The sequence below is a fragment of the Streptomyces sp. NRRL F-5727 genome (assembly GCF_000719555.1).
In the GTDB taxonomy this organism is placed as follows: Bacteria; Actinomycetota; Actinomycetes; order Streptomycetales; family Streptomycetaceae; genus Streptomyces.
The window spans coordinates 1-26,362 of record NZ_JOGX01000031.1 but is presented as its reverse complement, the minus strand read 5'-3'; the positions used below and the strand labels follow the sequence as shown (position 1 = coordinate 26,362).

Sequence of the window (26,362 nt, the reverse complement as noted above, 5' to 3'; positions counted from 1 at the left end):
ACCGATCCGGCCGCCGGGGCCCGTCCCGTACCCCCGCCCGGGCCCCGGCCCCCGTGCACAGGAAAGAAAGAGGGAGCAGTTTCATGACCACGACGACCCCCGGCACCGCCCAGGTCGAGCTCGCCATCGGCGGCATGACCTGCGCCTCGTGCGCGGCCCGGATCGAGAAGAAGCTCAACCGCATGGACGGGGTCGAGGCCACCGTCAACTACGCGACCGAGAAGGCGAAGGTCACCTTCTCCGCCGACATCCCGGTCGCCGACCTGATCGCGACGGTCGAGGCCACCGGCTACACCGCCGCCGAGCCCGAGCCGCCGAAGGCGGAGACCCCCGGCGAGAGCGGCCCCTCCGACGAGGAGAAGGCCGACGAGGAGCTGCGGCCGCTCAGGCAGCGGCTGGTCACCGCCGTCGCCCTCGCCGTCCCCGTCATCGCGATGGCGATGGTCCCGGCGCTCCAGATCGAGTACTGGCAGTGGCTGAGCCTCACGCTCGCCGCGCCGGTCGTCACCTACGCCGCCTGGCCCTTCCACCGCGCCGCCTGGACCAACGCCAGGCACGGCGCGGCCACCATGGACACGCTGATCTCGGTCGGCACGATCGCCGCGTTCCTGTGGTCCCTGTGGGCGCTGTTCTTCGGCACCGCCGGTACGCCGGGGATGACGCACCCCTTCGAGTTCACGATCGCCCGCACCGACGGCGCCGGGAACATCTACCTGGAGGCCGCCGCCGGCGTCACCGCCTTCATCCTGGCGGGCCGCTACTTCGAGGCCCGCTCGAAGCGGAAGGCCGGCGCCGCGCTCAAGGCGCTGATGCAGCTCGGCGCCAAGGAGGTCACGGTCCTGAAGGGCGGCCGCGAGGTCACCGTGCCGACCGCCGAACTCCAGGTCGGGGACCGCTTCCTGGTCCGCCCCGGCGAGAAGATCGCCACCGACGGCACCGTCGTCGAGGGCTCGTCCGCCGTGGACGCCTCCATGCTCACCGGCGAGTCCGTCCCCGTCGAGGTCGGTGTCGGCGACTCCGTCACCGGCGCCACCCTGAACGCCGGCGGCCGGCTCGTCGTCGAGGCCACCCGGGTCGGCGCCGACACCCAGCTCGCCCGGATGGCGAAGCTCGTCGAGGACGCGCAGAACGGCAAGGCCGCCGCCCAGCGGCTCGCCGACCGGATCTCGGCCGTCTTCGTCCCGATCGTCATCGCGCTCTCGCTCGGCACGCTCGGCTTCTGGCTCGGCACCGGCGAGGGCCTGACCGCCGCCTTCACCGCCGCCGTCGCCGTCCTGATCATCGCCTGCCCGTGCGCCCTGGGCCTGGCCACCCCGACCGCCCTCATGGTCGGCACCGGCCGCGGCGCGCAGCTCGGCATCCTGATCAAGGGCCCCGAGGTCCTGGAGACCACCCGCAAGGTCGACACCATCGTCCTGGACAAGACCGGCACCGTCACCACCGGCCGGATGACCCTCCTGAAGGTCCACACCGCCGCCGGTACGGACGAGACCGACGTGCTGCGCCTCGCCGGCGCCCTGGAGCACTCCTCCGAGCACCCGATCGCCCAGGCCGTCGCCACCGGCGCCGCCGCGAAGGTCGGCACCCTGCCCGTCCCCGAGGACTTCGCCAACATCCCCGGCCTCGGCGTCCAGGGCGTCGTCGACGGGCACGCCGTCCTGGTCGGCCGCGAGAAGCTGCTCGAGGAGTGGGCGATGTCCCTCCCGGCGAGCCTCAAGGCCGCGAAGGACGCGGCGGAGAAGGCCGGGAAGACGGCCATCGCGGTCGCCTGGGACGGCGAGGCCCGCGCGGTCCTGGAGGTCGCCGACGCCGTCAAGGAGACCAGCGCCGAAGCCATCAGGCGGCTCCGCGCCCTCGGCCTCACCCCGATCCTGCTCACCGGCGACAACCAGGCGGTCGCCGAGGCCGTCGCCGCCGAGGTCGGCATCGACGAGGTCATCGCGGAGGTCATGCCGCAGGACAAGGTCGACGTCGTCAAGAAGCTCCAGGGCGAGGGCCGTTCGGTCGCCATGGTCGGCGACGGCGTCAACGACGCCGCCGCGCTCGCCCAGGCCGACCTCGGTCTGGCGATGGGCACCGGAACGGACGCGGCCATCGAGGCCGGCGACCTGACCCTCGTCCGGGGCGACCTGCGGGCCGCGGCCGACGCCATCCGGCTCTCCCGCAAGACGCTCGGCACCATCCGCTCGAACCTCTTCTGGGCCTTCGCCTACAACGTGGCCGCGCTGCCGCTCGCGGCGGCCGGACTGCTCAACCCGATGATCGCCGGCGCCGCGATGGCCTTCTCCTCGGTCTTCGTGGTCGGCAACAGCCTCCGGCTGCGCGGCTTCCAGGCCGCGGACCAGTGACCTCCGGACCCTTGACCTGACGGGAGCCCGCCGTGGCCGGTTACGTACAGCACAAGGAAGACATCATCAGAAGGCTCCGGCGGATCGAGGGACAGGTCCGGGGGGTGCAGCGGATGGTCGACGAGGACGTCTACTGCATCGACGTCCTGACCCAGGTCTCCGCGATCAACGCGGCCCTCCAGTCCTGCGCGGTCGCCCTCCTCGACGAGCACCTCAGCTGCTGCGTCACCGAGGCCATCGCGGCCGGCGGGGACCAGGCGAAGGTGAAGGTCGGCGAGGCGTCCAAGGCGATCGCCCGGCTGATCCGGACCTGACGGAGTCCGGCGCCGCCCCCGTGCGGGGGGCCCGCGGTCGCGGGCCGCCGCACGGGGGCGGTGGCCGTGTCGGGGGCCGCCACGAACCCGCCACCTTACCCCTGGGGGGTATACCTGGTGCGGGTGGGCGGCCCGTACGATGAGCGGCCCGCGAGGGGAGGGGATGCACGTGCGCCGGCTGGGAGAGCTGGAGGCCGAGATCATGGACCGGCTGTGGGCCTGGCAGCGGCCCGCCACCGTCCGCGAGATCGTCGACGACATCAACCGCGGCCGCCGGGTCGCCTACACCACCGTCATGACGGTGGCCGACATCCTGCACCGCAAGGGCTGGCTGCGCCGGGAGAAGGCGGGCCGGGCCTGGCTCTACGAACCCGTCCGCGGCCGCGAGGAGTACACCGCCGGGCTGATGCGCGACGCCCTCGGCGACAGCCCGGACCGCCCCGCCGCCCTGCTCCGCTTCGTCGAGGCCATCTCCGACGAGGACGTCGAGGCCCTCGACGCGGCCCTCCGCACCGCCCGCGGCGAACCGGGCCCGGGGCCGGGGTCCGGGGAGCTTCGGGGAGGGCGCGCGTGAACCACCACGCCCTCGTCCCCCTCGGCCTCGCGCTGCTCTCCGGGCTCGTCGTCCCCTGGCTGCTGGTGCGGGCCCGGTGGGCCCAGCAGGTGCCCCGGCTCGCGGTCACCGTCTGGGCCGCCTGCGGCGCCGTCTTCATGGTGGCGAGCGCCCTGCTCCCCGCGCAGCTGCTGCTGCCGAACGAGGCCAGCCACCGCCTCACCGACATGGTGCTCACCCTCCGACTCCCCTCCGCCACCGAGCTGTTGGCGCTGCGCGGGCGGGAGGCCGCCGCTCCGGGAGTGGCCGCCGCCGTCCTCGCCGTCCCGACCGCCGTGCTCGCCCACGGCCTCCTGCGGGCCCGCCGGGCCCGGCGGGAGCACGGGGACGTGCTGCGCCTGATCGGGCGGTACGACCCCGAGCTGCGCGCCACCGTCCTCGACCACGCCCGGCCCGCCGTCTACTGCCTGCCCGGCCGGGTCCGCCGGGTCGTCGTCTCCTCCGGCGCCCTCGACACCCTCACGCCCGCGCAGCTCGCCGCCGCCCTCGCCCACGAGCGGGCGCACATCGCGGGCCGGCACCATCTGCTCGTCGCCGCCGCCGAGGCGTTCGGCACCGTATTCCGGCGGCTGCCGCTGGCCCGGCACGGCTCCGCGGCCGTACCGCTGCTCCTGGAGATGGCCGCCGACGACCGGGCGCTGCGCCGCTGCACCCGCGACGCGCTCGCCACCGCGCTCTACGCCCTCGCCGCGGGCCGCGCGCCACGCGCCGCGTTCGCCGCGGGCGGCCCCTCGGCGGCGCTCCGGATGCGCCGGATCCTCACCCCGCACCGGGCGGGCCACCCCGTGCTGCGCGGGCTGCTGACGATCGGCGCGGCCGCTCTCGCGATGGCTCCGCTCGTCGTCGCCTGCTGTTCCTTCCCGGCCTAATGTCCGGACCAACTCCCCTATTTACTAAGCGAATTCGTAGATTTCGCATCGGTCACACAGCCGGGAATCGGTCGCTATTGTGGGTACGTTGGTCCTCCGGCACACCACGGCGCTCGGCACGGCGAAGGGTACAGATCCAATGCAGCTCGCTGGCGTCCGCACGGCAGCGGCCGGCGACGCGACTCCGATATCCCGGCTGCTCGCCGACGCGATCCGGAGCAGCTATGCCGGAATGCTGGAGGAAATCCCGCTGCGCCGGCTGATCTCCACACAATGCGCGCTGCCGCGGATACGCGCGGAAATAGAAATTCCGGGAGGCGCGCCCGGCTGGCTCGGCTGGCTGGTCGCGGAGAACCCGGAGGGCCGCCTCGTCGGGGTCGCCGCCTGCGGGGTCCCGGTGCCGGGCGAGGGCGAGCTGTACGCGCTGGCGGTCGAGGAGGGCGCGCGCCGCCGCGGGATCGGTACGGCCCTGCTGGCGGCGGCCACCGACCGGGCGCGCGGCTACGACGCGCGGGAGCAGCGGGTGCAGCTGCCGGTGGAGGCGGACCCGGCCCTGCCGTTCTACCGTGAGCGCGGCTTCGCGGCGCTCGGGCCGACCCGCTGGGGCCGCGCGGTCTGACAGCCCCGCCCTGCTCCGGGCCCCGACTCCGGCTCCCGGTCCCGGCTCCCGGCTCCCGGCGGCCCGTGGCAGATCCACGCCATCGCGTGTTCACGCAGCCCGATCCGGTGGATCGGGGCTCCCTCCGCAGGTCAGGATGGTCGCAGCGGCGCGGTCCCGGCGGCACGGGCACCTCGCCCGGACGGCATGGACCGAGCGAGCCCCTGGAGGAGCGATGCACACCCCGAGCGGCACTTCCCTGCCCGCCGTGCCCGCAGCGCTCGCGCCGGTCCTGCCGTCCCGACACGACCGGGAGCGGGCTCCGGCCACCGGGGCGGGGGTGCGGATCGCCTCCGACGCCCTGCCCGGCCTGGAGTCCGTCGCCGCGATGGACGAGGGGTCGGTCTGGCTGCACGACGCCCTGCTCGGCCCGCACAGCGCGGACATCGTCCGGTACCTCGGCCTCGCCCGCTCCACCGGCGGACCCGTCCTGGACCTCGGCTCCGGCGCGGGACGGCTCGCCGTCCCGTTCGCCCGGCACGGCTTCGCCGTGGAGGCCGTGGACCGGGACGCCTCGGCACTGGAGCGCCTCGACGGCTGGGCCCGCCGGATCGGCCCGCAGGTGGCCGGTCTGGTGGTGACGCACCGGGCGGACCTCACCGAGCTGCGGCTGCACGGGAGTTACCGGCTGGCGCTGCTCGCCGGCGCGATGGTGTCGGCGGTCCCGCCGGGCCGGCGGCCGGGGCTGCTGCGGGAGGTCGCCGCCCATCTGGAGGCGGGCGGGGCGCTGGCCCTGGACTACACGGCGCACCGGTGGCCGGGGCTGGTGGCGGAGCCGCGCAGGACGTGGGCGTTCCAGGTGCCGAGGTTCGACGGGATCGACGAGTGGGTGGTGGCGCGGCAGGACTTCGACCTGGGGGCGATGAGCGAGCGGGTCACCTACTACTCGGCCAGGACGGGGAAGCTCTCCACCGAGCGGACGGTGCTCACCACCGACAAGTGGATCGTGGACCAGGACCGGCTGGCGGCCGAACTGCACGCGGCGGGGCTGCACATCGAGGGCCGGCGGCGGCAGCGGATCGACGAGCGCACGGAGTCGGTGCTGCTGGTCTGCCGGCCGGACGAGTGACGCCCGACGGCTGACCCACCGGCCGGGGGACCGACGGACCGGCCGACTCCCGCCTGACGGGGCGGGCGGGCAAGAGGTACGATGCCCGCAAACGTTTGGGCGGACCAGATGGGCGAGAGGGCAGTCGTGGAAGAGCTGACGGGCCGCGAGGCGGTGATCCAGCGCCTGAGGGACGTGGGCCTGCGGGTCACCGGGCCGCGCCTGGAGGTCCTTTCGGTGCTCGCCGCCGGCGGACACCTCGACGTCGAGGCGATCACCGCGGCCGCCCGCGAGCGGCTCGGCACCCTCACCAGCCAGGCCGTCTACGAGATGCTGCGCCACTTCCAGGAGACCGGCCTGGTCGGCAAGTTCGACCGGCCCGGCCTTCCGGCCGTCTTCGAGATCTCGGGCCCCCGCCACCAGCACGCCCTCTGCGTGAACTGCGGCCGGGTGGAGAACGTGACGGCGCCCGCGCCGGCGCCGCCGCGCGGCAGCCTGCCCGGCTGGGAGACCGGCGAGACCGAGCTGGTCTTCAAGGGGCTGTGCCCCGACTGCGCGGCGGAGTCCGCCTGACCCGTCCGCGCGGCTCCGCCGGTGGACCTCGTGCGGAACGTTCGAATGTGTGGCAGGGTCTGCCGGGGCGTTTTTTCGACGGGATCCGTGCGATCCGAGGGGAGTCTGCTGCCGCCGTGTCCAAGAACGCCGCCGGAGTGCGTACGGGAGGCGAGCAGGCCCTCGCCCTCTACCAGGCGCTGCGCGCCGCCCCGGGCACCCCGCTCGCCGAAGCGGCCCGCGCGCTCCAGCTCACCGACGCCGAACGGGATCGCGCCCGGGCCGAGTTGACCGGCCTCGGGCTGGTCGACGCCACCTCGCCCGCACCCCGGGTCATCGCCCCCGACGTGGCCCTGCTCGGACTGCTGCGGCACGAGCGGGACCGGCTGGAGAGCCGGCTCGCCGAGACCAGCCGCGCCCACACCGCCCTGGAGACCCTCGCCGGACCGTTCCTGCGGGCCCGGACCGAACCGGACTCCGAGGTCGAGGTGGAGATCGTCGACGATCCGGCGCGGATCCGCCGCGAGCTCGCCGACCTGACGAAGACGGCCCGGGACTCCGTCCACACCATGGCCACCGGCTCGGTCCGGCGCGAGGAGATGGCCCTGGAGCTGGACCGGGACCGGGAACGGGTGGCCCGCGGGATCCGCGTCGAGGCCATGTACAGCCACCGGGTCGGGCAGGTCCCCGAGATGGACCAGCACCTCGCCGCCCGGACCGCGATCGGCGCCGAGATCCGGCTCTCCCCCGTCGTCCCCATGAACATGGTGCTCGCCGACGAGTCCTTCGCCCTGCTGCCCACGGACCCCCGCGACCCCGGCTCCCCCGCGATCCTGGCCCGCGGCCCCGGCCTGGTCCGCGCCTACCGGGCCCTGTACGCGTACTGCTGGCGCGCCGCCACCCCGTACGGCCACCGGGAACCCGACGCGCACGACGGCCACGGACTGACCGAACAGCAGCGGGCCGCGCTGCGGATGCTCGCCTCCGGCATCAAGGACGAGCAGGTGGCGCGGAACCTCGGGGTGTCGCTGCGCACGGTCAGCCGGCTCATCTCCGAGGTGATGCAGGAGCTGGGCGCGGCCAGCCGCTTCGAGGCGGGCGTGAAGGCGGCCCGGCTGGGCCTGCTGGACGGCGAGAACGGCCCCGACGACCTCGGCGGGCCGGGGCACACCGCGTAGCCTGACGGTCCGGGACGGTCATTTCGCGACGACGAGGGGGAAGTTCGCCATGGTCACGACGGACGGCGGCACGGTGGGCGACGGGACCGGGCTGCTGGTGACGCTCTATCAGGAGCTGCGCCGTCGAGGGGTGTCGAACTACACCGAGGTCGCCGCCGGGTTAGGTCTGGCGCCGGAGGAGCACGAGCGATGTCGGGCCGAACTGCTCTCCCTCGGCCTGATCGTCCCGACCACCAGCCGGCACGCGACCGCCGCCGACCTGCGGAACGAGGACTGGCGTCCCGAGGAGGACGCGGTCGCCTCGGTGGACCCGGAGATCGCCCTGCTGCGGATCCTGGACCGGGAGCGGGCCCGGCTGCGGGAACACCTCGCCGAGGCCGACCAGGCGTACGGCACCCTGGAGACGCTGGCCGGGACATTTCTGCGGCCCGGCACCCTGGCGGGCTCCGAGATCGCCGTCGAGACGATCACCGACTACCGGCGGATCCAGCAGGCCCTGGAGGACATCGTCGACGTCACCCAGGAGGCGTCCTGCTCGATGTACCCCACGGGCCCGGCCCGCCAGGTCCCCGAGCGGATCTTCGAGCGGGACGCGCGCAAGCTCGCGCAGGGCGTCCGGATCCGCGCGATCTACCGCACCCAGGACGCCGTCCGGCCGGAGGCGGCGGCCGTCCTCAAGCGCCGCGCCGAGCTGGGCGTCGAGGTCCGGATCGCCCCCGAACTCCCCATGACGATGGTCCTGGTGGACCAGCAGTACGCGATGGTCCCGCTGCACCCCGAGGAGCCCGGCCGGGGGGCGATCCTGGCCCGCGGCCCGCTGCTCGTCGGCTCCTGTCTGAGCCTGTACGAGCACTGCTGGCACACCGCCACCCCGTACGGCGACGACGTGGCGCCCGAGCGGGGCGGCGACGGCCTGTCGGAGCAGCAGCGGGCGGCGCTCCAGATGCTCGCGGACGGCATGAAGGACGAGAAGATCGCCCGGAACCTGGGCGTCTCGCTGCGCACGGTGAGCCGGATGCTCTCCGAACTCATGCAGGAATTGGGGGCGTCGAGCCGATTCGAGGCCGGGGTGCGCGCGGTGCGGCTCGGCTGGCTCGACTGAATGCCGGCCGGCCCCCTCGGCGGATTCGCGAAACCGCGGAATTCCGGGCGCGCGAAAGCCCCGTGATCGTGGCAGGGCGATCACGGGGCTTCGCGGAATTCCTCCGGGCGGTTCAGTCCACCGCGGTTCAGTTCGTCGGGGCGGGGGTGGCGGTCGCCGTGGTGTGCGGCCAGTCGACGGTGACGCCGGCGTGCTGGACCGGGGATTCCTGGGCGCTGTCGGGGGAGACCGCGTAGACGGCGGCGCCGGCGACGGCGAGACAGGCGGTGAGGGCGACCAGGAACTGGCGGACGGTCTTCTGCATTCCGGAGTTCTGCTCGACGGACATGATTCCTCCAGGAGTCGTCGGTGGAATGGGCTGATTCCCGTCTCCGGGGGCCCGTGCCGCCGGGCGCTCCCTGAAGACAACTCCATTCTGTCGGCGCCCTGTTGGTGAATCCAGAGTTCTCCGATGCGTGGACCCGCCATGGCGTGAGTGCGTCAATCGGGTGCCGTGTCAACGGAATTGGCCGGTCCGTAGCGCATCTAACCTTTGGTCGAACCAAAAGAGATGCTAGACTCGTGCTACGGCCTTCTCGTTCCTCCAGGAGAGAGGGGCCGCCGGGGCAGGGGCGTGCCGCCGCCCTTGCCCCACCCGTGACACCGGCGCTCCGCCGCTTCCCCGGCCCGCGAGCGCGACCCCCCTGCCCGGCTCCGCGAGCGCGGCCTCGTACACCTCGACCGTCCGTGCCGCCGCGCCCCGCCAGCTCATCCCCCGGGCGTGCCCGGCCGCCGCCACCCCCATCGTCGCCCGCGCCCGCGGATGCACCGCCAGCCACAGCAGCCGCCGGGCGTACTCCACCGGGTCGTGGCCCCGGACGAGCAGCCCCGTCACCCCCTCCCACACCGCCGTCGGCAGCCCGCCCACCGCCGACGCCAGCACCGGCGTCCCGCACGCCTGCGCCTCCGCCGCCACCAGACCGAACGACTCGCTCCGCGACGGCACCACCAGCACGTCCGCCGCCCGGAACCACTCCGCCAGCCGCTCCTGCGGCACCGGCGGACACGGCCGCAGCACGTCCGTCACCCCCAGCTCCGCCGCCAGCCGCGCCACCGCGCCCTGCTCCCCCGCCCCCGAGTGCCCGCCGATCACCGGCACCAGCAGCCGCTCCCGCAGCCCCGGCGCCATCCGCAGCAGCTCCGCCACCGCCCGCACCAGCACGTCCGGCCCCTTCAGCGGCTGGATCCGCCCGGCGTACAGCGGTACGAACGCGTCCGCCGGCAGCCCGAGCCGGGCCCGCGCCGCCGCCCGTCCGGCGTCCGGCCCCGGCCCGGGCGCGAAGGTCCGCAGGTCCACGCCCGGGCGGACCACCTCGGTGCGGAGCGGATCCGCCCCGTACAGGCTCCGCAGCGCCTCGGCCTCGTCCGCCGTGTTCGCGATCAGCCGGTCGGCCTCCGCCGCCAGCCGCCGCTCGCCGAGGATCCGGCCCGGCGGCTCCGGGGTGTCGCCCTCGCCCAGGTGCGCGTTCTTCACCAGGGCCAGGGTGTGCGCGGTGTGCACCAGCGGAGTGCCCCAGCCGAAGGCGGCGATGCCGCCCGCCTGCCCGGAGAGCCAGTAGTGCGAGTGGACCAGGTCGTACCGGCCCCGCTCCCGCAGCAGGCCCAGCGCGAAGGGCAGCACCAGGTCGGGCACCGCCTCCTTCGCCACCGCCCGACGCGGGCCCGCCACCACCTGCCGGACGCGCACGCCGGGCGCCAGGTCGGTGAGCGGGGGCTCGCCGCCGCCCTGGCAGCGGGTGAACAGGTCGACCGCCACGCCCTGTTCGGCGAGGGCCCGGGAGAGTTCGACCATGTAGACGTTCATGCCGCCGGCGTCCCCGGTTCCGGGCTGGTGGAGCGGGGAGGTGTGGACGCTGAGCATGGCGACGCGCAGGGACACGAGAGGCTCCTGAGGGGTGGGGGAACCGCGTGAGCCCCGCGCGTGTCGCGCCGGGCTCACGCGGCCGGGGAAGGTGGGGAAGGCAGGGAAGGTGGGAAAGGCGGGGAAGGCGTCGGACGTGTATCCGACTTCTTAGTTGCTTAGAAGTACGGGTGGGGCTGGACGGCCTCAGAAACCGAAGACCGGGCCCGACGGCGGGGAGAGCCGGGTGCCCGGCAGCGGCGGGATCAGCGCGTGCCAGTCCACCGGCCGCCCCGTCTCCACCCGCAGGGCCGCCGCCAGCCGGTCCGCGCCCTCCGGCATCACCGGCCGCGCCCACGCCGTCAGCGCCGACGCCACCGCCAACTGCGCGGCCAGCGCGGGCCGATGGCGGCAGGCGGTGGTGGGGCGGCACCGCTCGTGCGCGTTCACGTACCCGAAGTCGGCCACCGAGCGGACCATCTCGTCGAGGACGGCGACCGCCCGCCGCGGGTCGAAGGCGTCGGGGCCGTACGCCTCCCGCAGATCGTCCACCGCCCGGTGCAGCCGCCGCTCCAGGACCTCCCAGCCGGTGCCGCCGGGCAGCGCCTGCGGGGCGCGCCCGTCGCACTCCTCGCGGACCGCCGCGAAGAGCCGGGACAGCCAGCTGTTCCAGTTCTCGTCCAGCTCCCGCCGGGCGGCGGCGAGCCGCTCCCGCCGGAAGACCGTCCGGCGGCCCAGCGGCCGGGCCTGGAGGACGTGCCGGCGCAGGGTGTCGGAGCCGTACTCGGTGAGCAGGTCGAGCGCCCACACGTTCCCCTCCCGCACCCCCTCCTCGATCACGAAGGACTCGTTGACGTTGAAGTCCTGCGGCAGCTTCACGCCCTGCGCGAGCAGCAGCACCGGCAGCAGCACCGCGTGGCAGAAGGAGTGTCCGAAGCCGCAGAAGTGGATCGCGCGGGCCGGCAGCCGCCCCTTGGCGTCGTGCCCGAAGAGGTGCATCGCCGCCGCCTCGAAGCAGCCGTCGATGCGGTGCTCCGGGAAGCCCTCCACCGGCACGTCGAGCCCCCACTCGGCCGGGTGGCCGACCGCGATGTCCGGCAGCCCGTCCTCCACCAGCGACTCGCACAGCGCCGCGAGCCGCGGTGGCAGCCCCGCCGCCGCCCAGTACTCGGCCAGCGTCTCCCGGAACGGCTCCAGCGGGATGTAGAGGCGGCGGCAGCGGCGGGCCACCGCGGGGGTGCCGCAGACCGCGCAGCGCGCGCCGACGAGGTCGCCGCCGTCGTTGGGCCGGGCGCACTCGTGGCACATCCCGCCGTCGCTCGCCGCGCCGCAGTGCGGGCAGGCGCCGGTGGCGTGCGCCCCGTGCAGCCACCGCCCGCACGGCTCGCAGTACGGGAGCAGGCGGGTCCGCGGGGCGATGACCCCCTCCGCGTACAGCTTCGCGAAGAGGTCCCGCACCCAGCGCGCGTACCCCTTGTCGCGGCGCGGCCGGACGATGTGGTCGAACGCGACGCCGGAGCGCAGCCAGTCGGCGGCGATCGCGGCCCGGTACCCCTCCGCCACCTCCTCCGGCTTGCGGCCGAGCCGCAGCGCCCGCACCTCGACGGAGCTCGCGTGGTCGGCCGTGCCGGTGGTGAACCGGACCGGCTCGCCTTCGGCCCGCAGGTATCTGGTCAGGACGTCGGCGGCCACGTACGGCCCGGCGAGGTGGCCGATGTGGAGTTCGCCGTGGGTGGCGGGCGGGGTCGCGGTGATCCAGACGGGGGTGCTCATGGAAGCCTCCTGAGCGTCAGCGAGGTGCGAGGGGCAGACGGGACGGTGACGTCGGCGGGCGGGTCAGCGGGGCTCGAAGTGGAAGGAGCGGATGAAGCAGTCGCGGGGCTGCTCGACGGCGTAGACGATGCACTCGAAGAGCGCCTGGGTGGTGAGCTTGTCGTCGGCCGCGACGCCGCCCGGGTCGATGCCGTCCCACTCCGCGAAGCGCGGGTCGGCGGTCGAGAAGTCCGGCGGGAAGAGGGAGAAGACCCGCACCCCGGACGGCCGCAGCCGGCGGGCCAGGATGTCCGCGAAACCGGCCTGCGCGCTCTTCGCCGCCCAGAACGCCTCGTGTGCCCCGCCGGGGGCCGCGGAGGCGCCCCCCGCGTCCCGCACGGCCACCATGTTCACGATGTCGGGCCGCAGCGAGCCGCGCAGCAGCGGCAGGAAGTGCTTCACCATGAGGACGGTGCCGCCGGCCGTGGACTCGATGGTCTCCACGATCTCGGCGTCGCTGGTCGCCTCCAGGTCCATGCCGTCGAGCCACCGGGCGCCGTTGTTCACCAACAGGTCGACCCGGTCCGTGTGTTCGCCGACCCGGGCCGCGAACTCCCGGATCTCGGCGGGCCGGCTGAGGTCGCACCCGAAGGCGTGGATACGGTCGCGGGCCGAGCCCAGCACCTCGGCGCGGGTCCGCTCCGCCGCCTCCACCGTCCGCGCCGACACATAGACCTCGGCCCCGAGATGGGCGAATCCGACGGCGAGCGCACGGCCGAAGGAGCGGGACGCGCCGGTCACGACGACACGCAGATTCTCGAATTTCATTGGGTTTCTGCTCTCCCCACGGATACGGCTTCCAATGGCCGGTCCCTTGCAGCGTGGCAGAGGAGAGGAGCACCGGAGCGGGGAAAAGGGGTGCGCGTTCACGCCGTTGCGTGGACGCGCCACGGCAGCGGGCAGGCGCGCAGCACCGTCGCCCGCTTGTGGTGCACGCTGACCCGGTCGGGGCCGGCGGAGACGGTGACGGTGCCGCCAGGCGTCCGGACGACCCCCTGGACCGCGGGCACGACGGTCCCGTCCAGCGCCCCCGCCGCGGCGAGCGCCGCCGCGCCCGTCAGCGCCAGCCGCGGGTGCCAGCCGCCGACCGTGAGCGCGCGGACGGAGAGCCCGTGGGGCGTGGTGTCGAACGTGGCGATCTTGGGCAGCGCGGAGTGCGGGGGGTGCCCGAGGAGCCGGGCGGCCTCGGCCCGGAGCGCCAGCAGATGGGCGTGGCCGCGGACCCGGCCGGCCGCCACGAAGACGTAGGGGTTCCCGTACGAGACGAGGCTGACCGGCACGCCGAGGAGCCGGTCGCGCGGGCGGCCGGTGGGGAGGGTGCCTGGGGCGTCGGGCGGGCGGAGGAAGTGCAGCGTGTACGCGCCCGTCCGCCGCGGCTCCGGCTCGCACAGGACCGTGTCGCCGGTGGTCAGCGCGTGGACGGTCACCGGGCCCGGGCGCCCCTCGGCGACCACGCAGGCGAGCAGCGAGTGCCCGCACCCGGCCCGGAAGTCGAACCCGCCGCCGGGCAGGACCTGCACGAACCGGTACCGCAGGGTGCGGTCGGGGCCCTCGCCGTAGAACGCGATCTTCCGCAGCCGCGGGTCGAGCTGCGCCAGCTCCCGCGCGAGCCCCAGGGTGCCGGCGGGCATCCGGTCCCCCCGCACGACGAGCGTCGCGCCGGGGGCGTCGTGGGCGCGCACGACGAGCGCGGCCGTTTCGTCGTGGGCTGCGCCCGGCTGGACCCCGTTGTGGGCAGCTGTTCCGCTGGGGCGATGGGGGTCCCCCCTGCTCGAACGAAGCCGAGAGCAGGGGGGAGGGTGGGCACAACGGAACGGCACCGTCGCGGGTGCCTCCGCGACCGGGCCTGGACCCGCACCCGTACGGCGCCGTACACCGGGTGCGGGTTCAGGCGCGGAAGCCTGGGCGCGGCAGAGGGCGCCGTCCCTGTGCCCACCCGTCCCGCCCTGCGGGACGCCTGCCCACAGGGACGGTGCGTCAGGCCGCGGCACAGTCGGCGGGGATCTGGAGGGTGCGGAGGACGTCGGTCCAGAGTTCGTGGACCGCCAGCGCCCACAGCGCCTGTGCGTCGCCCCGGTTGGGCCGCTCCAGCTGACGCGCCAGCAGGCGCGCGACGCGGTCCGCGCGGACCTTGCCGCCGAGGACGAGCCGGGCCGGGGAGAGGAGTTCGCGGACCGTGTCGAGGAGCGGCCCCCCGGGCGCGATCATCGCCTCGACGGGGAGGGTGAAGGGCTGCTTGGGCCGGCGCAGGACGGCCGCCGGGAGGAGCTCCGCGCCCGCCTCGTACAGCGCCCGCTTGCCCGTCCGCGCCGCCGCGGGCAGCGACCGCGCGTGGGTGACGACGGCCGGCTGGCAGAAGGGGAGCCGGGTCTCGACGGCCCAGGCCATCGCGAGGTGGTCGACGCGCCGCAGGTGGTACGCGGGCAGCCGCCACCGCGTCTCCAGGGCGGTCGTCGCGGTGACCCGGTCCGCCCCGACCGCCTCCGCGGAGCGCAGCTCCTGCTCGATGCGGTCGGCGGCGGAGCCCGTGTCGGCGATGTGGGCGCGGTAGTCGGCCGTGTAGAGGTGCTCGCGCAGCAGCCGCGGCGCGGCGGCGAGCGCGTCGGTGTAGGCCGCCGCCCAGTCGGCGCCCGGCGGGGCCGCGAGGGCCGCCGCCATCCGGTCGTACCCGCCGAAGAGTTCGTCCGCGCCGTCGCCGGTGAGCGCGACGGTGAAGCCGTTCTGGCGGACGGCGCGGAAGAGGGCGTAGGTGGAGAGGGTGATGGGGTCGGCGTTGGGCTGGCCGAGGTGGCGGACGGTGCGGGTGAGGAGGGAGGGGAGTTCGTCGGGGTCGAGGGCGATCTCGTGGTGGACGGTCCGGGCCCGGCGGGCGACGGAGCGGGCGTGGGCGGCCTCGGAGCCGGGCCAGTTGCCGCGGTAGGTGAGGTGGAAGGTGTGCAGCGGGGGCGCGTCGGTCTCGCGGGCGTGCTCGGCGGCGAGGGCGGTGACGAGGCCGGAGTCGAGTCCGCCGCTGGTGACGGCGCAGACGGGGACGTCGGCGTCGGCGAGTCGCCGGACCTCGTGGCGCAGCACGTCCTGGGTGTCGCCGACGGGGGCGGCCCGGTGGGGCCCGCGGCGGTGGACGACGGGGGCGGCGCCGGGCCGGACGAGCGCGGTGGCGCCGGGCGGCAGGACGCTGACGCCGTCGAGGACGGTGCCGGTGGCGAAGGACGTACGGGTGGCGAGGACGGTGTCGAGGGAGTCGTCGCGCGGGGAGAACCGTACGCCGCCGAAGGCGAGGAGCGCGGGGATCTCCGAGGCGAAGCGGGTGGATCCGTCGGCGGGGTCGTGGTGGACGTGGAGCGGCTTCATGCCCATGTCGTCGACGGCGAGGACGAGTCGGGCGCGGCCGGGCCGCAGGTCGAGGACGGCGACGGCGAACATGCCGTCGAGGTGCTCGGCGAAGGCGGGGCCGTACTCGGCGTAGAGGGCGGGCAGGACGGTGCCGTCGCAGCGGTCGGGGAAGCGGTGGCCGCGGGCGGCGAGGGTGCGGCGGAGCTCGGCGTGGTTGTAGATCTCGCCGTTGAGGACGGCGAGGATGCCGGGGAGGTGGGGCAGCCGGTAGGGCTGCTGTCCGCCGCGCGGGTCGGTGACGGCGAGCCGGTCGCAGCCGAGGGACCAGCCGGGGCCGCTGAGCACCCGGTGTTCGTCGGGGCCGCCGTGGCGCTGGCGCGCGGAGGCCGATGCGAGCGCGGCCGGGTCGGGGCGGTCCGCCCCGGCGGCGAAGGAGCCGAGAATCCTGCACATGCCGGTCGCCTCCGTGTCGTCGTCTTCGTGGCATGGAGCCTCGTTGATTTGAATCTACCAATTTTTTGAATGGCGCGTAAGTGCCATGTCCTGTTCACGCCACGGGTTGGCCTTGCGACGCCCCTCCACCCCCAACAGGCTGGAGCCATGGAGGACTTCGCGACCGACCCCCCGACCTTCCGCAGCGCGCCGGAATCACTGCTGGTGGTGGCCGCGCACCCGGACGACATCGAGTTCTGCGTCAGCGGCACCGTCATGCAGTGGATCGAACGCGGCACCCGCGTCACGTACTGCATCGTCACCGACGGCGGCGCCGGCGGATACGACCCGCTGCTCCCCCGGCAGGCGATGGCGGACCTGCGCCGCGCCGAACAGGTCCACTCGGCCAAGCTGAGCGGCGTCGCCGACGTCCGCTTCCTCGGCTACCCGGACAGCTTCGTCGAGCCCAGCGTCGAACTGCGGCGCGATCTGTGCCGGGTGATCCGGGAGGTGCGACCGCAGCGGGCCATCATCCCCTCCCCCGAGATCAACTGGGCCCGGGTCGCCGACCTCCACCCCGACCACCGGGCCGTCGGCGACGCGTGCCTGCGCGCGATCTACCCCGAGGCGCGGAACCCCTTCGCACACCCCTCGCTCCTCCGGGAGGAGGGGCTCGAACCGTGGATCGTCCACGAACTGTGGCTGATGACCGGCCCGACGCCGAACCAGTACGTCGACGTCACGTCCGTCTTCGACCGGAAGGTCGAGGCGCTGCGGATCCACACGTCGCAGACGGCCCACTTCGACGATCTGGCGGGGCTGTTGCGGGCGTGGCTCTCGGAACACGCGAGGGCGGCGGGGCTCCCTGCGGGCCGCATGGCGGAAGCCTTCCAGACGGTCCACATCGACTGACCCGCCCCGCCGGGCGCCGCCGGGCAGGGGTCAGACGCGGTCGGCGAGGCCCGTCCAGCGGAGGGGGGCGGGGAGGTGGCCGGTGTCGTTGTAGAGCAGGAGCGACGGGGGGCGTCCGGGCGCGTACTTGATGACCGTCAGGCCCGCGTTCGCGTGGTTGAGGCCCATCCACCGCCACTCCGGCGCGTCCAGCGCCGCCCGCACCAGCCACCCCACCAGGAAGTTGTGCGTCACGACGAGCTCGTGGACGGGCTCGTCTCCCGCGACCGGTCCGGTGAAGCGCGCGGCCGCCTCCGCCGCCAGTTCCGCGCCCCGCGCCCGCTCCTCCGCCGGGAACCGCTCCAGGAAACCGAGCATCGCGTCGGCGATGTCCGCCGGCAGCTCCTCGCGGGAGGGCTGGTACGGGACGTAGTCGCCGGCCGCCTCGGCGACGCGTACCGGAACGCCGCCGAGCTGCTCGCCGACCAGCCGCGCCGTCTCCGCCGCCCGGGCGAGCGGCCCGTGGTGGACCGCGGTCAGCGGCGCGCCGCGGAGCCGTTCCCCGAGGAGGGCGGCCTGGCGGCGGCCCGTCTCCGCCAGGCCGGTCTCGTCGGGGGTGGCCTCGCCGTGGCGGGTGAGGTAGAGGTAGCGGGTGGCCGTGCCGGGGGCCGTGGTGGCCGTGGTGGTCATGGCGGGAACCTTCCGGGTACGCGGTGTGGATCTCGTGGTCGCGGGGACGGCGCCGCGGTCCGCCCCGGTTCCCCGTACGCGGAGGCCGTACGGGTGGACTCGTACCGCCCCCGCCCGCAGCCGTCCCCCACTCCCGCCTCCCGGTGCTGGTCTGACCCCCATGCGACCAAGACGACGTGTCCTCGCGACCGCCCTGCTCCTCGCGGCCACCGCCCTCGCCCCCGCCGCCCTGCCCGCCACGGCGGCGGCCCCGAGTCCCGTCCGGCACGGCGCCGGCGACCGGTGTCCGGAGAGCGACGCGCTTCCGGCCGCCACCGTCGCCCGGCTCGACTCGACCGTCGAGAAGGTCCGGCGGGAGGCCGGGATCCCCGGTCTCGTCGTCGGGATCTGGATGCCGGGCCAGGGGTGTTACGTCCGGGCCACCGGCGTCGCGGACAAGCGGACCGGCGAGCCGATGTCCGCCGACGGGTACGTCCGGATCGGCAGCGAGACGAAGACCTTCACCGTCACCGCACTCCTCCGCCTCGTCGACGAGGGGAAGGTCGGGCTCGACGACCCGATCGACGCCTACGTGCGGGGCGTCCCGAACGGCCACCGCATCACGCTGCGGCACCTCGCCGGGATGCGCAGCGGCCTCTTCCCGTACACGTCCGACCCGGACTTCGTCCGGGACCTGCTGAGCGCGCCGAAGCGCCCGTTCAACCCGTGGGAGGTCCTCTCGTACGGCTACCGGCACGCCAACACCTTCGCGCCGGGCGCCACCTTCCAGTACTCCAACTCCAACCTCGTCCTGCTCGGCCTGGTCGTCGAGAAGGTCACCGGCCGTCGGCTCGCGGACGTGCTCCACGAGGACGTCGTCCGGCCGGCGGGGCTGCGGCACACCTTCCTGCCGAAGGGCGCCGAGTTCCCGCTGCCGCACGCCCGCGGCTACACCGACCAGACCCTGGACGGCACCGTCGCCGACGCGACGGACTGGAACCCCAGCTGGGCGTGGTCGGCCGGCGCGATGATCTCCGACCTCGACGACCTGCGCCGCTGGGCGCCCGTGCTCGCCACCGGGAAGCTGCTCAGCCCCGCGACGCAGGCGCAGCGCCTCAAGACCCTGCCGACCGGCTTCCCGGGCACCTCGTACGGGCTCGGGATCCTGGACACCAACGGGTGGATCGGCCACAACGGCTCGCTGCCCGGGTACGAGACGGTCACCGTGTACCTCCCGTCGCAGCGGGCCACCCTCGTCCTGATGCTCAACACGGACTCGCTCAGCGGCGGACAGGAGCCGTCCACCCTGGTGGCCCGCGCGGTCACCGGGGTCGTCACGCCGAAGAACGTCTACGCGGGCTCCGTGACGCCCCGCGGCTGACCCGTCCCGCCCGCCCGGGAAGGGCCGTCGGGGGAACCGGTTCCTCCGGCGGCCCCCCGGGTACGAGCCGGACATGTCAAAGGGCTGGGGATGGTGGTTCCTCGCGGGTTTCGCCGTGTGGACGTTCTTCGCGCTGCAGTGGACCGACCTCGGGTGCGACTACCCGGAGGCGTACATGGCGGTGGTCCGGTTCGGGACACCCGAGGGCCTGGAATTCCTGCCGGCCTGCGCCGGATAGGGCTCCGTGTCTACGATCGGTCCATGAGCGCTGACGGTTCCCGCTGGTCCCTCGCTTCCCGGAACTCGTTCCTGTCGATCGGCTCGGTCGGCTCGACGCTGTCGATCGGCTCGGTCGGCTCCTTCCTGTCCATCGGTTCGGTCGGCTCGGCCGCCTCCGTCCTCTCCGTGGGCTCCTGGGCGAGCCTGGGCTCCCTCCTGTCGGCGGAGTCCCAGTGGTCGGCCCTCTCCTGGCGCTCCCGCTGCGGTGTGCTGGCGGGTGGCGGCGCCGTCCTGGCGGCGGGGGCCGTCCTCGCCGTTCAGACCGTCTCCGCCGCACCCGGCCGGAGGAAGCGGAGGTAGGGGGTCTCCGTGCCGGGCGGCGGGAACGCGGCCTCGATGGCGGCACGGGATTCGGTGAAGTGGGTCCAGCCCTCGTAGTGGAGGGGGATCACCGTCCGGGCGCCCAGGGTGCGGGCCAGGGCCGCGCCCTCCCGCGCGCTGAGGGAGAAGGAGCGGTCGCCCGTGGTGGGGAAGTGGGCGTCGCCCAGGTGCAGGAAGGCCGTGTCGACGGCGAAACGGGTGGCCAGGTCGTTCAGGGCGGCGTGGCGGGTCGTGTCGCCGGAGACGTAGAGGGTCCGGTCCTCGTGGGTGAGGACGAAGCCGGTGACCGGTCCCGTGACGTGTTCCGTGCCCTCGGGGCCGTGGCGGGCCGGGACGGCGGTGACCGTGAGCGCGGTGCCGCCGGGGGTCAGGAGGGTGTGGGACTGCCAGGGCGTCAGGCCCACCGCGCGGCCGCCCAGCCGTGCCGCCGCCTCGGGGGTCGTCAGGACCAGGCGGGCGCCGGCCAGGACCTCGCGGCCGGAGACGTCGAGGTTGTCGGCGTGCTGGTCGTGGGAGAGGAGGACCAGGTCGAGCGGCGGCAGTTCGGCGGGGGTGACGGCGGGACCCGCGGTGCGGCGGAGCGGGCGGGCGCCGGGGTAGTCGGCCGGGGCCGGGTCGAAGGCCGGGTCCGTGAGCACCGCGAGGCCGCCCACCCGGAGAAGGAGCGTCGCCGTGCCGACGTAGGTGGCGGTGAGCGTCATGACCGGGCCCCGATCCTGGACTCGAGGGCGGTCAGGAGCTCCTGGAGGAGGCCGATCGAGGTCTCGTCCGTCAGCGTGCCGTCCGCGTCGAAGCGCTCGTGCGAGCGGAAGAGGTGGACCTCCGGCTTCACCACGACGTCGCTGTCCGTCCAGACGAAGACCTGCCGCAGCGCCAACTGCGCCCGCACCGTGCCGAAGTTGGTCGGCGCGGCGCCGAGGATCGCGATCGGCTTGCGGCGCAGCGGCAGGCCCTCCGTGCGGGTCCAGTCGGTGGAGACCCAGTCGAGGGCGTTCTTCAGGACGCCGGGGATCGAGTAGTTGAACTCGGGCGTGGCGATGAGGAGTCCGTCCGCCTCCACCACCCGCCGGCGCAGCTCCGCCACGACGGCCGGGCGGCGGTCGGGGTGGTCGAGGTCCTGGTCGTACGGCGGGATCTCGCGGAGATCCTCGTAGATCTCGATGTCGAGGCCGCCGGGGTTGAACTTGCGGGCGGCGTGCAGCAGGAGCGTGTTGTGCGAGTCGGCGCGGAGCGAGCCGGAGACGGCCAGGACGGTTGCGGTCATCAAGTCCCCCTGGGTGAGGGCGCCTTGGCAGCGGCGCCGCGATGCCCGCAACGTAAACCGAACGGTTCAGGGTGTCAACCGAACCGTTCAGTCTTGACAGTGAACCGAACGGTATAGTTTTCTCGTCGGCATGAAGACGACCCGTACGGAGACGACAGCGGGCCCGCGACGCGGCTCCGACACCGCCGAGTTCACGGGCCCGGGCACCGGGCGCATACCCGCGGGCGGTGCGGCATGACGGCCGGGACGGTCGCCGCCGCCGCGGGGACGGCCGTACGGGGGCGGGCCCTCGCGCTCGCCGCCCTCGCCGCACCCGCCGCCGCCGGGGTGTCCGGGCCCGCGCTCGTCGTGCCCGAGGCCGCGGCCTCGCTCGGCGTGTCCGTCCCCACCGCCACCTGGCTCCTGACGGTCTTCGGGATCGGCATGGCCGCCGGCACGCCACTGCTCACCGCCGCCGGACGGCGCAGCGGGCCGGGCGGCACGCTGCGGACGGCGGCGGCGCTCGTCGTCGCCGGGACGGCGCTCGTGCTCTTCGTCCCGGGCTTCGCCGCCGCCCTCGCCGGGCGGGCACTGCTCGCGGCCGGCGCGGCCGGGTTCAACGTGGCGGCCTTCCAGCTCGCCGGCCGCGACCGCAGCGGGCGGTCCGCCGGACTCGTCGCCATCGGCAGCGCGGTGGGCGGCACGGCGGGGCTCTTCGGCGGCGCGGCGATCGCGGCGGGCGTCGACTGGCGGGGCGCGCTCGTGCTGCCCGTACTGAGCGTGGCGGCGCTCGGGTGGGTACGCGGCCCCGCCCCGGACGCCCCCGACAGCCCGCGGCCCCGGCCGGCCCGCGACGGGACGGCGACAGCCCTCCGCTCCCCCACCTTCCGCTCCTCCGCCGGGCTCATGCTGGTGCTCTCCACCGTCAACTTCGGGCTCATGTACGCCGGGCCCCGGCGGGCCGGGGAGCTGGCCGGGTGGGGGGTCGTGCAGACCGGGGCGTTCGCCGCCGTCGCCGCGCTCGCCGGGGCGCTGCTGTCCTGGCTGCTCGTCCGGGCGCGGGCACGGCCGTGGGTCCTGGCCTGCGGGGGCGCCCTCGCCGTCGCGCTCGCCGCGGGCGGGCCCTGGGCCTGGGTCGTCCTGCTCGGGTCCGGGGTGAGCTCGCTCGCCACCGCCGCCGCGCAGGGGCTGCTCACCGGCGCCTCCACGGAGGGCCTGCCGGAGGAGCTGCACGACACCGCCGTCGGCCTCTTCAACTTCGCGTTCCTGGTGGGCGTGGCCGCCGGCCCGGCGCTCGCCTCCGCCCTCCTCTCCTGACCCTCTTCCCCCCTTCCTCCCTTCCCCCTGACCCCCTTCCCTCTTCACCTCTGGAGACGTCATGTCCTACCCCGACCCCCGCTACCTCGGCGACCAGGGCGAGATCAGCGCCCGCTTCCGGCCCGCCGACACCCCGCCCGACTTCGTCGCCACGGGCGTCGCGCCCGCCGCGTACCACTACCTCTCCACCACCCTCTCCACCCAGGGCGAGTACGGGCTCTACCGGGTGGACATGGGGCCCGAGTCGGCCGGGCCCGCCACCCACTTCCACAAGGCGATGTCGGAGGCGTTCTTCGTGCTCTCCGGGACGATCCGCCTCTTCGACGGCGAGCGGTGGGTGGACGCCCGCTCCGGCGACCACCTCTACGTGCCCGTCGGCGGACTGCACGCCTTCCGGAACGAGTCCGGGGAGCCCGCGTCGATGCTGATGCTGTTCGCGCCGGGCGCGCCCCGGGAGGAGTACTTCGAGCGGATCGGCGACCTGGCGGGGATGAGCGAGGCGGACCGGGCCGCGTTCCTGGTGAAGCACGACAGCTTCTTCGTCTGACGCCCTGCCCCGGGCCGACCGGAAACCGGAACCGGCCCTTTGCAGACCGAACCGTTCAGTTCATATACTGGACCGGACCCCCTCCCCTACCCCCGAGGACGTACCGCCATGGCCGCCAGCAAGGACGTCCTCGACGAGTACGGCATCCCGGTCATCCCCGACCCCGCCGACGCGGCCTCGCGGAAGCGGCAGGCGATCATCGACGCGGCGCTGACGGAGTTCCTGGCGGAGGGGTACTCGGCCGCGTCGATGGACGCCATCACCGCCCGGTCCGGGGTGTCGAAGGCGACGATCTACAAGCACTTCGGCAGCAAGGAGCGGCTGTTCCTGGCGGTCATCGGCGGCGTGCTGCCGAAGACGTACGCGGACCTGGAGCCCACCAACTCGACCATCGCCGCCGCCCCCGACCTGCGCTCCGCGCTGCTGAAGCTGACGACGGACTGGGCGCGGATCCTGCTGCGCCCCGACATCATGTCGCTGCGCCGGCTGGTGATCGGCGAGATCGACCGGTTCCCGCAGCTCGGCCAGCTCTGGTACCGGGTCAGCTACGACATGAACAACGGGCCGCTGGTCGAGGCGTTCACCGAACTGCACGCCCGGGGCGTCCTCGACGCGCCGGACCCGAAGCTGGCGGTGCAGCAGCTGGTCGCGGCGACGGTCGGAGTGCCGCAGCTCGTGCGGACCTTCTCCCCGGAGGCGGAGATCGAGGACGCCGAGCTGGAGCGGGTCATCGGCTCGGGAGTGGACCTGTTCCTGGCGCGGTACGCCACCGGCGCCTGACCGCCGCCCACACCAGCAGCGCCGCCGCCCACCCGCCGGTGGTGAGCAACTGGACGCGGCTCGCCGGGTCGCCGAGCATGAACAGCAGGACCGCCCCGATGCCGGCGAGCGCGGTCAGCGAGGCGGCGGACGGGCCGCGCAGACGCAGGTGGGAGCCGGCGATCAGGGCCCAGACGATCAGGATCGCCGCGCCGATCGAGTTCAGCAGGAACGGGAAGACCGTACGCGGCCACAGCAGGCTCAGCACGACCGAGACGAAGCCGAAGGCGGCCGACGCCACGACGGCGGTGTGCGGGACGCCGGCGCGGACCCGGCCGAGGACGGGCGGGGCGTCGCCGCGGTCGACGAGCGCGTACAGCATGCGGGAGGAGCCGTAGATGTTGGCGTTCATCGCGGAGAGCAGGGCGACGAGGACGACGGCGCTCATGACGTCGGCGGCGCCGGGGACGCCGATCCGTTCCATGACGGCGGTGTACGGGCCGTCGGCGACCCCCGGCGCGTTCCACGGGACGAGCGCGACGATGACGGCCATCGAGCCGAGGTAGCAGACCGCCACCCGCCACATGACGGCGCGGACGCCGGTGCGCACGGCGCGGGCCGGGTCCTCGCACTCGGCGGCGGCGATCGTGACCGTCTCCAGGCCGCCGAAGGCGAAGACGGCGGCGACCATGCCGACGGCGACGCCGTGCCAGCCGTGCGGCAGGAAACCGCCCGCGCCGGTGAGGTGCCCGGCCCCCGGTGAGGCGAAGCCGCCGACCAGGCCGGCGAGGGCGGCGACGCCGAGCAGCAGGAAACCGGCGATGGCGGCGATCTTCAGGCCGGCGAACCAGAACTCCAGCTCGCCGAAGCGGCGTACCCCGGTCAGGTTGGCGGCGGTGAAGACGGTCATGAAGACGGCGACCCACGCCCACGGCGGCACGGCCGGCCACCAGCCGTGCGCGATGCGGGCCGCGCCGATCGCCTCGGCGGCGACGCTGACGACGAGCAGCGCCCAGTACATCCAGCCCGCGAGCAGCCCGGCCCAGCCGCCGAAGGCCCGCCGGGCGTGCTCGGCGAAGGAGCCGGTGACCGGCCGCTCGGCGGAGAGGTCGCCGAGCATCCGCATCACCAGCACGGTGAGCGCGCCGGCGAGGACGTACGAGACGAGGATGCCCGGCCCGGCGGCCGCGATCCCCACCCCCGAACCCACGAAGAGCCCGGCGCCGATGGCCCCGCCGAGCGCGATCATCGCCAGATGCCTCCGGCGCAGCCCGCGCGTCAGTACCCGTCCCGTCATGTTCTCCCCCGATCGTCAGGACGACAGCGGGGATCATGACGTGATCGGGCCGCACGGGCAATCCGGAACCGTCCGCTCGGCCGCCCCCTCGGCCGCCGGCTCAGACCACCAGACCCACCGCGAGGACCGCGATCAGCGCGCTCGACGCCAGGCCCGTGAGGAGCCGGGCGCGGGCACCCGTCAGGGCGTGGCCGAGGAGGGTGCCGGTGGAGGCCAGGAGGAGCTGCCAGCTCGCCGAGGCGGCGAACGCCGCGGCGACGAAGACGGCCCCCTCGGCCGGGCCCGTCGTGGCGTGGCCGCCGAGGACGAGGGCCGTGAAGTAGAGGACCGTCATCGGGTTGAGGACCGTGATCCCGAGGAAGGTCCAGAAGGCCCGGTGCGGGGCCGTCACCGGCCGTTCGTCCGGCGCGGTCCCGCCGCGGTGGGCACGGTGGGCGCGGAGCGCGGTACGGGCCGAGGCCCCCGCGAGGACCAGCAGGACGACCGCGGACACCCAGCGCAGGGGCGCCGCCACCGGCGCGAGGAGCGGCACGAGCGCCGCCCCGCCGACGACCGCGACCAGGGCGTACACCCCGTCGGCCGCCGCGATGCCGAGCGCCGCGCCCGCCCCCGTACGCCACGGGCTGCGGGCCGCGACCGCCACCAGGTGCGCGCCGACGGCGCCCACCGGGATCGCGATGCCGTAGCCGGCCAGCAGGCCGGCCACCACCGCGGCGGTCACGCGACGGCGGGGATCGCACCTCCGGGGGCCGGGGTCGTCTGCTGTCGGTGGTAGGCCGCGCCGTCCTTCGTCCGGGCGAGCAGGCCGCCGACCACCAGGTAGCGGCGGAGCGCCGGGTAGTCCGCGTGGACGGTCTTCAGGGCCTCGTTGACCTCGGTCTCGCGGTAGACGCGGCCGGACTCGAAGAGGGTCTCGGCGAGGTGGGCGAGGAGCGCCGCACGGCGGGCCGGGCGGCGCGGGATCGCGATGAGGCGGCCGTCGGCGGAGAACAGCTCCGCGACGGGCCGGGAAGAGGGATGACTCATGGGGGCAGGGTGGGCCGCCACCGGCCCGCCCCGCAAAGGGTTTTCGCCCCGCCGGATGGGGTGGTCCGGCGCCGGGACGCGCCGGGACGCGCCGGTTCAGCCGATGATGACGTTCGCCGCCTCCTGGAACTTCGGCAGGATCGGCGGCATGCCCTGCTCCTGGAAGATCGGGCGCGCCTGGGCCGCGAAGGAGAGGAAGTCCTCCTCGGACTCCCAGAAGTCCACGACCCGCCAGCCGCCCGACCCGTCCGGGCCGGCCGCGTGGGCGAGGAAGCCCTGCGGGGGCCACCACTCGGCGTCGGTGAGCCGGCCGGTCGTGGCCTCGTACTGCTCCTGGGTGCCGCCGGGGATCTCGACGGTGACGATGACGGCCATGCTGCTGCTCCCGTGGGTGCGGGGGTGGGGGGTCACGCCCCAGCACACCCCCGCCCCCGGGTGCCCGCACCGCGACGGGGACCGAACGGGCGAGACCCCGGGGCGGGGGTGTGCTGGGG

At 74.7% G+C, this 26,362-nt stretch carries 29 protein-coding genes; 16 read left to right on the top strand and 13 right to left on the bottom strand.

What is annotated here, in order from left to right; all coding sequences use genetic code 11:
• Positions 1-83: 83 nt before the first annotated feature.
• From IF73_RS0121400 to IF73_RS0121360, 9 genes are all read left to right on the top strand, one after another.
• A complete protein-coding gene (locus IF73_RS0121400) occupies positions 84-2,348 on the top strand; it encodes a heavy metal translocating P-type ATPase (protein WP_031010476.1) in 2,265 nt (754 codons plus the stop codon).
• 32 nt (positions 2,349-2,380) lie between these two features.
• Positions 2,381-2,662 carry a metal-sensitive transcriptional regulator gene (locus tag IF73_RS0121395; RefSeq protein WP_031010474.1) on the top strand — a complete coding sequence of 94 codons (282 nt, stop codon included), beginning with the start codon at positions 2,381-2,383 and terminating at the stop codon, positions 2,660-2,662.
• A gap of 169 nt (positions 2,663-2,831) precedes the next feature.
• Positions 2,832-3,236, top strand: a complete 405-nt coding sequence (locus IF73_RS0121390) for a BlaI/MecI/CopY family transcriptional regulator (protein ID WP_031010472.1) — start codon at positions 2,832-2,834, stop codon at positions 3,234-3,236.
• Positions 3,233-4,144: a M56 family metallopeptidase gene (locus IF73_RS0121385; protein ID WP_031010469.1), complete on the top strand. Its 912-nt coding sequence runs from the start codon at positions 3,233-3,235 to the stop codon at positions 4,142-4,144. Before IF73_RS0121390 ends, IF73_RS0121385 begins: the two co-directional genes overlap by 4 nt.
• A gap of 139 nt (positions 4,145-4,283) precedes the next feature.
• Complete coding sequence (locus IF73_RS0121380; RefSeq protein ID WP_031010466.1) at positions 4,284-4,763, top strand: GNAT family N-acetyltransferase; 480 nt, start codon at positions 4,284-4,286, stop codon at positions 4,761-4,763.
• Positions 4,764-4,977: 214 nt separating this feature from the next.
• Positions 4,978-5,871 (top strand): SAM-dependent methyltransferase, encoded by an 894-nt coding sequence (locus IF73_RS38750; RefSeq protein WP_051717107.1) that lies wholly within the window; start codon positions 4,978-4,980, stop codon positions 5,869-5,871.
• An 81-nt stretch (positions 5,872-5,952) separates the two neighbouring features.
• A complete protein-coding gene (locus IF73_RS0121370; RefSeq protein WP_234338304.1) occupies positions 5,953-6,423 on the top strand; it encodes a Fur family transcriptional regulator in 471 nt (156 codons plus the stop codon).
• 116 nt (positions 6,424-6,539) lie between these two features.
• Positions 6,540-7,580 carry a helix-turn-helix transcriptional regulator gene (locus IF73_RS0121365; protein ID WP_051717105.1) on the top strand — a complete coding sequence of 347 codons (1,041 nt, stop codon included), beginning with the start codon at positions 6,540-6,542 and terminating at the stop codon, positions 7,578-7,580.
• A gap of 49 nt (positions 7,581-7,629) precedes the next feature.
• Positions 7,630-8,682, top strand: coding sequence for a helix-turn-helix domain-containing protein (locus IF73_RS0121360; RefSeq protein WP_031010455.1), 1,053 nt, complete (start codon positions 7,630-7,632; stop codon positions 8,680-8,682).
• Between the two features lie 127 nt (positions 8,683-8,809).
• On the opposite strand, the gene IF73_RS0121355 is transcribed toward IF73_RS0121360, so the two are convergent.
• The 6 genes from IF73_RS0121355 to asnB form a co-directional block, all read right to left on the bottom strand.
• Positions 8,810-9,010 carry a hypothetical protein gene (locus tag IF73_RS0121355; RefSeq protein WP_031010452.1) on the bottom strand — a complete coding sequence of 67 codons (201 nt, stop codon included), beginning with the start codon at positions 9,008-9,010 and terminating at the stop codon, positions 8,810-8,812.
• A gap of 225 nt (positions 9,011-9,235) precedes the next feature.
• Complete coding sequence (gene mshA / locus IF73_RS0121350) at positions 9,236-10,582, bottom strand: D-inositol-3-phosphate glycosyltransferase (protein ID WP_078868178.1); 1,347 nt, start codon at positions 10,580-10,582, stop codon at positions 9,236-9,238.
• A gap of 186 nt (positions 10,583-10,768) precedes the next feature.
• Positions 10,769-12,334, bottom strand: coding sequence for a class I tRNA ligase family protein (locus tag IF73_RS0121345; RefSeq protein ID WP_031010448.1), 1,566 nt, complete (start codon positions 12,332-12,334; stop codon positions 10,769-10,771).
• 63 nt (positions 12,335-12,397) lie between these two features.
• Positions 12,398-13,141 carry an SDR family oxidoreductase gene (locus IF73_RS0121340; RefSeq protein ID WP_031010446.1) on the bottom strand — a complete coding sequence of 248 codons (744 nt, stop codon included), beginning with the start codon at positions 13,139-13,141 and terminating at the stop codon, positions 12,398-12,400.
• A 98-nt stretch (positions 13,142-13,239) separates the two neighbouring features.
• Entirely contained in the window at positions 13,240-14,055 is an 816-nt protein-coding gene (locus tag IF73_RS38745; RefSeq protein WP_051717102.1) for a hypothetical protein, read from the bottom strand.
• A gap of 295 nt (positions 14,056-14,350) precedes the next feature.
• Positions 14,351-16,159: an asparagine synthase (glutamine-hydrolyzing) gene (gene asnB, locus IF73_RS0121330; protein ID WP_031010442.1), complete on the bottom strand. Its 1,809-nt coding sequence runs from the start codon at positions 16,157-16,159 to the stop codon at positions 14,351-14,353.
• 147 nt (positions 16,160-16,306) lie between these two features.
• On the opposite strand from asnB, the gene IF73_RS0121325 reads away from it, so the two are divergent.
• Positions 16,307-17,050 carry a PIG-L deacetylase family protein gene (locus IF73_RS0121325; RefSeq protein WP_031010440.1) on the top strand — a complete coding sequence of 248 codons (744 nt, stop codon included), beginning with the start codon at positions 16,307-16,309 and terminating at the stop codon, positions 17,048-17,050.
• A gap of 30 nt (positions 17,051-17,080) precedes the next feature.
• On the opposite strand, the gene IF73_RS0121320 is transcribed toward IF73_RS0121325, so the two are convergent.
• Positions 17,081-17,719: a histidine phosphatase family protein gene (locus IF73_RS0121320; protein WP_031010437.1), complete on the bottom strand. Its 639-nt coding sequence runs from the start codon at positions 17,717-17,719 to the stop codon at positions 17,081-17,083.
• Between the two features lie 160 nt (positions 17,720-17,879).
• On the opposite strand from IF73_RS0121320, the gene IF73_RS0121315 reads away from it, so the two are divergent.
• The 3 genes from IF73_RS0121315 to IF73_RS0121305 all read left to right on the top strand — a co-directional run bounded on the left by IF73_RS0121315 (position 17,880) and on the right by IF73_RS0121305 (position 19,658).
• Positions 17,880-19,079, top strand: a complete 1,200-nt coding sequence (locus tag IF73_RS0121315; protein ID WP_031010436.1) for a serine hydrolase domain-containing protein — start codon at positions 17,880-17,882, stop codon at positions 19,077-19,079.
• A 73-nt stretch (positions 19,080-19,152) separates the two neighbouring features.
• A complete protein-coding gene (locus tag IF73_RS41105; protein ID WP_158822089.1) occupies positions 19,153-19,317 on the top strand; it encodes a hypothetical protein in 165 nt (54 codons plus the stop codon).
• Positions 19,318-19,340: 23 nt separating this feature from the next.
• Complete coding sequence (locus tag IF73_RS0121305) at positions 19,341-19,658, top strand: hypothetical protein (RefSeq protein WP_051717100.1); 318 nt, start codon at positions 19,341-19,343, stop codon at positions 19,656-19,658.
• Here IF73_RS0121305 and IF73_RS0121300 read toward each other — a convergent pair.
• Positions 19,616-20,380 carry an MBL fold metallo-hydrolase gene (locus tag IF73_RS0121300; RefSeq protein ID WP_031010432.1) on the bottom strand — a complete coding sequence of 255 codons (765 nt, stop codon included), beginning with the start codon at positions 20,378-20,380 and terminating at the stop codon, positions 19,616-19,618. The two genes, IF73_RS0121305 and IF73_RS0121300, sit on opposite strands and share 43 nt — an antisense overlap.
• Positions 20,377-20,943, bottom strand: coding sequence for an NADPH-dependent FMN reductase (locus tag IF73_RS0121295; RefSeq protein WP_031010430.1), 567 nt, complete (start codon positions 20,941-20,943; stop codon positions 20,377-20,379). Before IF73_RS0121295 ends, IF73_RS0121300 begins: the two co-directional genes overlap by 4 nt.
• A 234-nt stretch (positions 20,944-21,177) precedes the next feature.
• Between IF73_RS0121295 and IF73_RS0121290 the strand changes: the two genes are divergently transcribed.
• The 3 genes from IF73_RS0121290 (at position 21,178) to IF73_RS0121280 (ending at position 23,566) form a co-directional block, all read left to right on the top strand.
• The gene (locus IF73_RS0121290; RefSeq protein WP_031010425.1) at positions 21,178-22,239 is read left to right on the top strand and encodes an MFS transporter; all 1,062 of its coding nucleotides are present in this window, start codon (positions 21,178-21,180) and stop codon (positions 22,237-22,239) included.
• 61 nt (positions 22,240-22,300) lie between these two features.
• Positions 22,301-22,786, top strand: coding sequence for a cupin domain-containing protein (locus IF73_RS0121285; protein WP_031010423.1), 486 nt, complete (start codon positions 22,301-22,303; stop codon positions 22,784-22,786).
• A gap of 108 nt (positions 22,787-22,894) precedes the next feature.
• Positions 22,895-23,566 (top strand): TetR/AcrR family transcriptional regulator, encoded by a 672-nt coding sequence (locus IF73_RS0121280; protein ID WP_031010421.1) that lies wholly within the window; start codon positions 22,895-22,897, stop codon positions 23,564-23,566.
• Here IF73_RS0121280 and IF73_RS0121275 read toward each other — a convergent pair.
• From IF73_RS0121275 to IF73_RS0121260, 4 genes are all read right to left on the bottom strand, one after another.
• Positions 23,514-24,842, bottom strand: a complete 1,329-nt coding sequence (locus IF73_RS0121275) for an amino acid permease (RefSeq protein ID WP_031010417.1) — start codon at positions 24,840-24,842, stop codon at positions 23,514-23,516. The two genes, IF73_RS0121280 and IF73_RS0121275, sit on opposite strands and share 53 nt — an antisense overlap.
• Positions 24,843-24,942: 100 nt before the next feature.
• Complete coding sequence (locus IF73_RS0121270; protein ID WP_031010415.1) at positions 24,943-25,563, bottom strand: LysE family transporter; 621 nt, start codon at positions 25,561-25,563, stop codon at positions 24,943-24,945.
• Positions 25,560-25,868 (bottom strand): DUF2087 domain-containing protein, encoded by a 309-nt coding sequence (locus tag IF73_RS0121265; RefSeq protein WP_037879942.1) that lies wholly within the window; start codon positions 25,866-25,868, stop codon positions 25,560-25,562. Before IF73_RS0121265 ends, IF73_RS0121270 begins: the two co-directional genes overlap by 4 nt.
• Before the next feature lie 96 nt (positions 25,869-25,964).
• Positions 25,965-26,279, bottom strand: coding sequence for a hypothetical protein (locus IF73_RS0121260; protein ID WP_234338303.1), 315 nt, complete (start codon positions 26,277-26,279; stop codon positions 25,965-25,967).
• Positions 26,280-26,362: the final 83 nt, after the last annotated feature.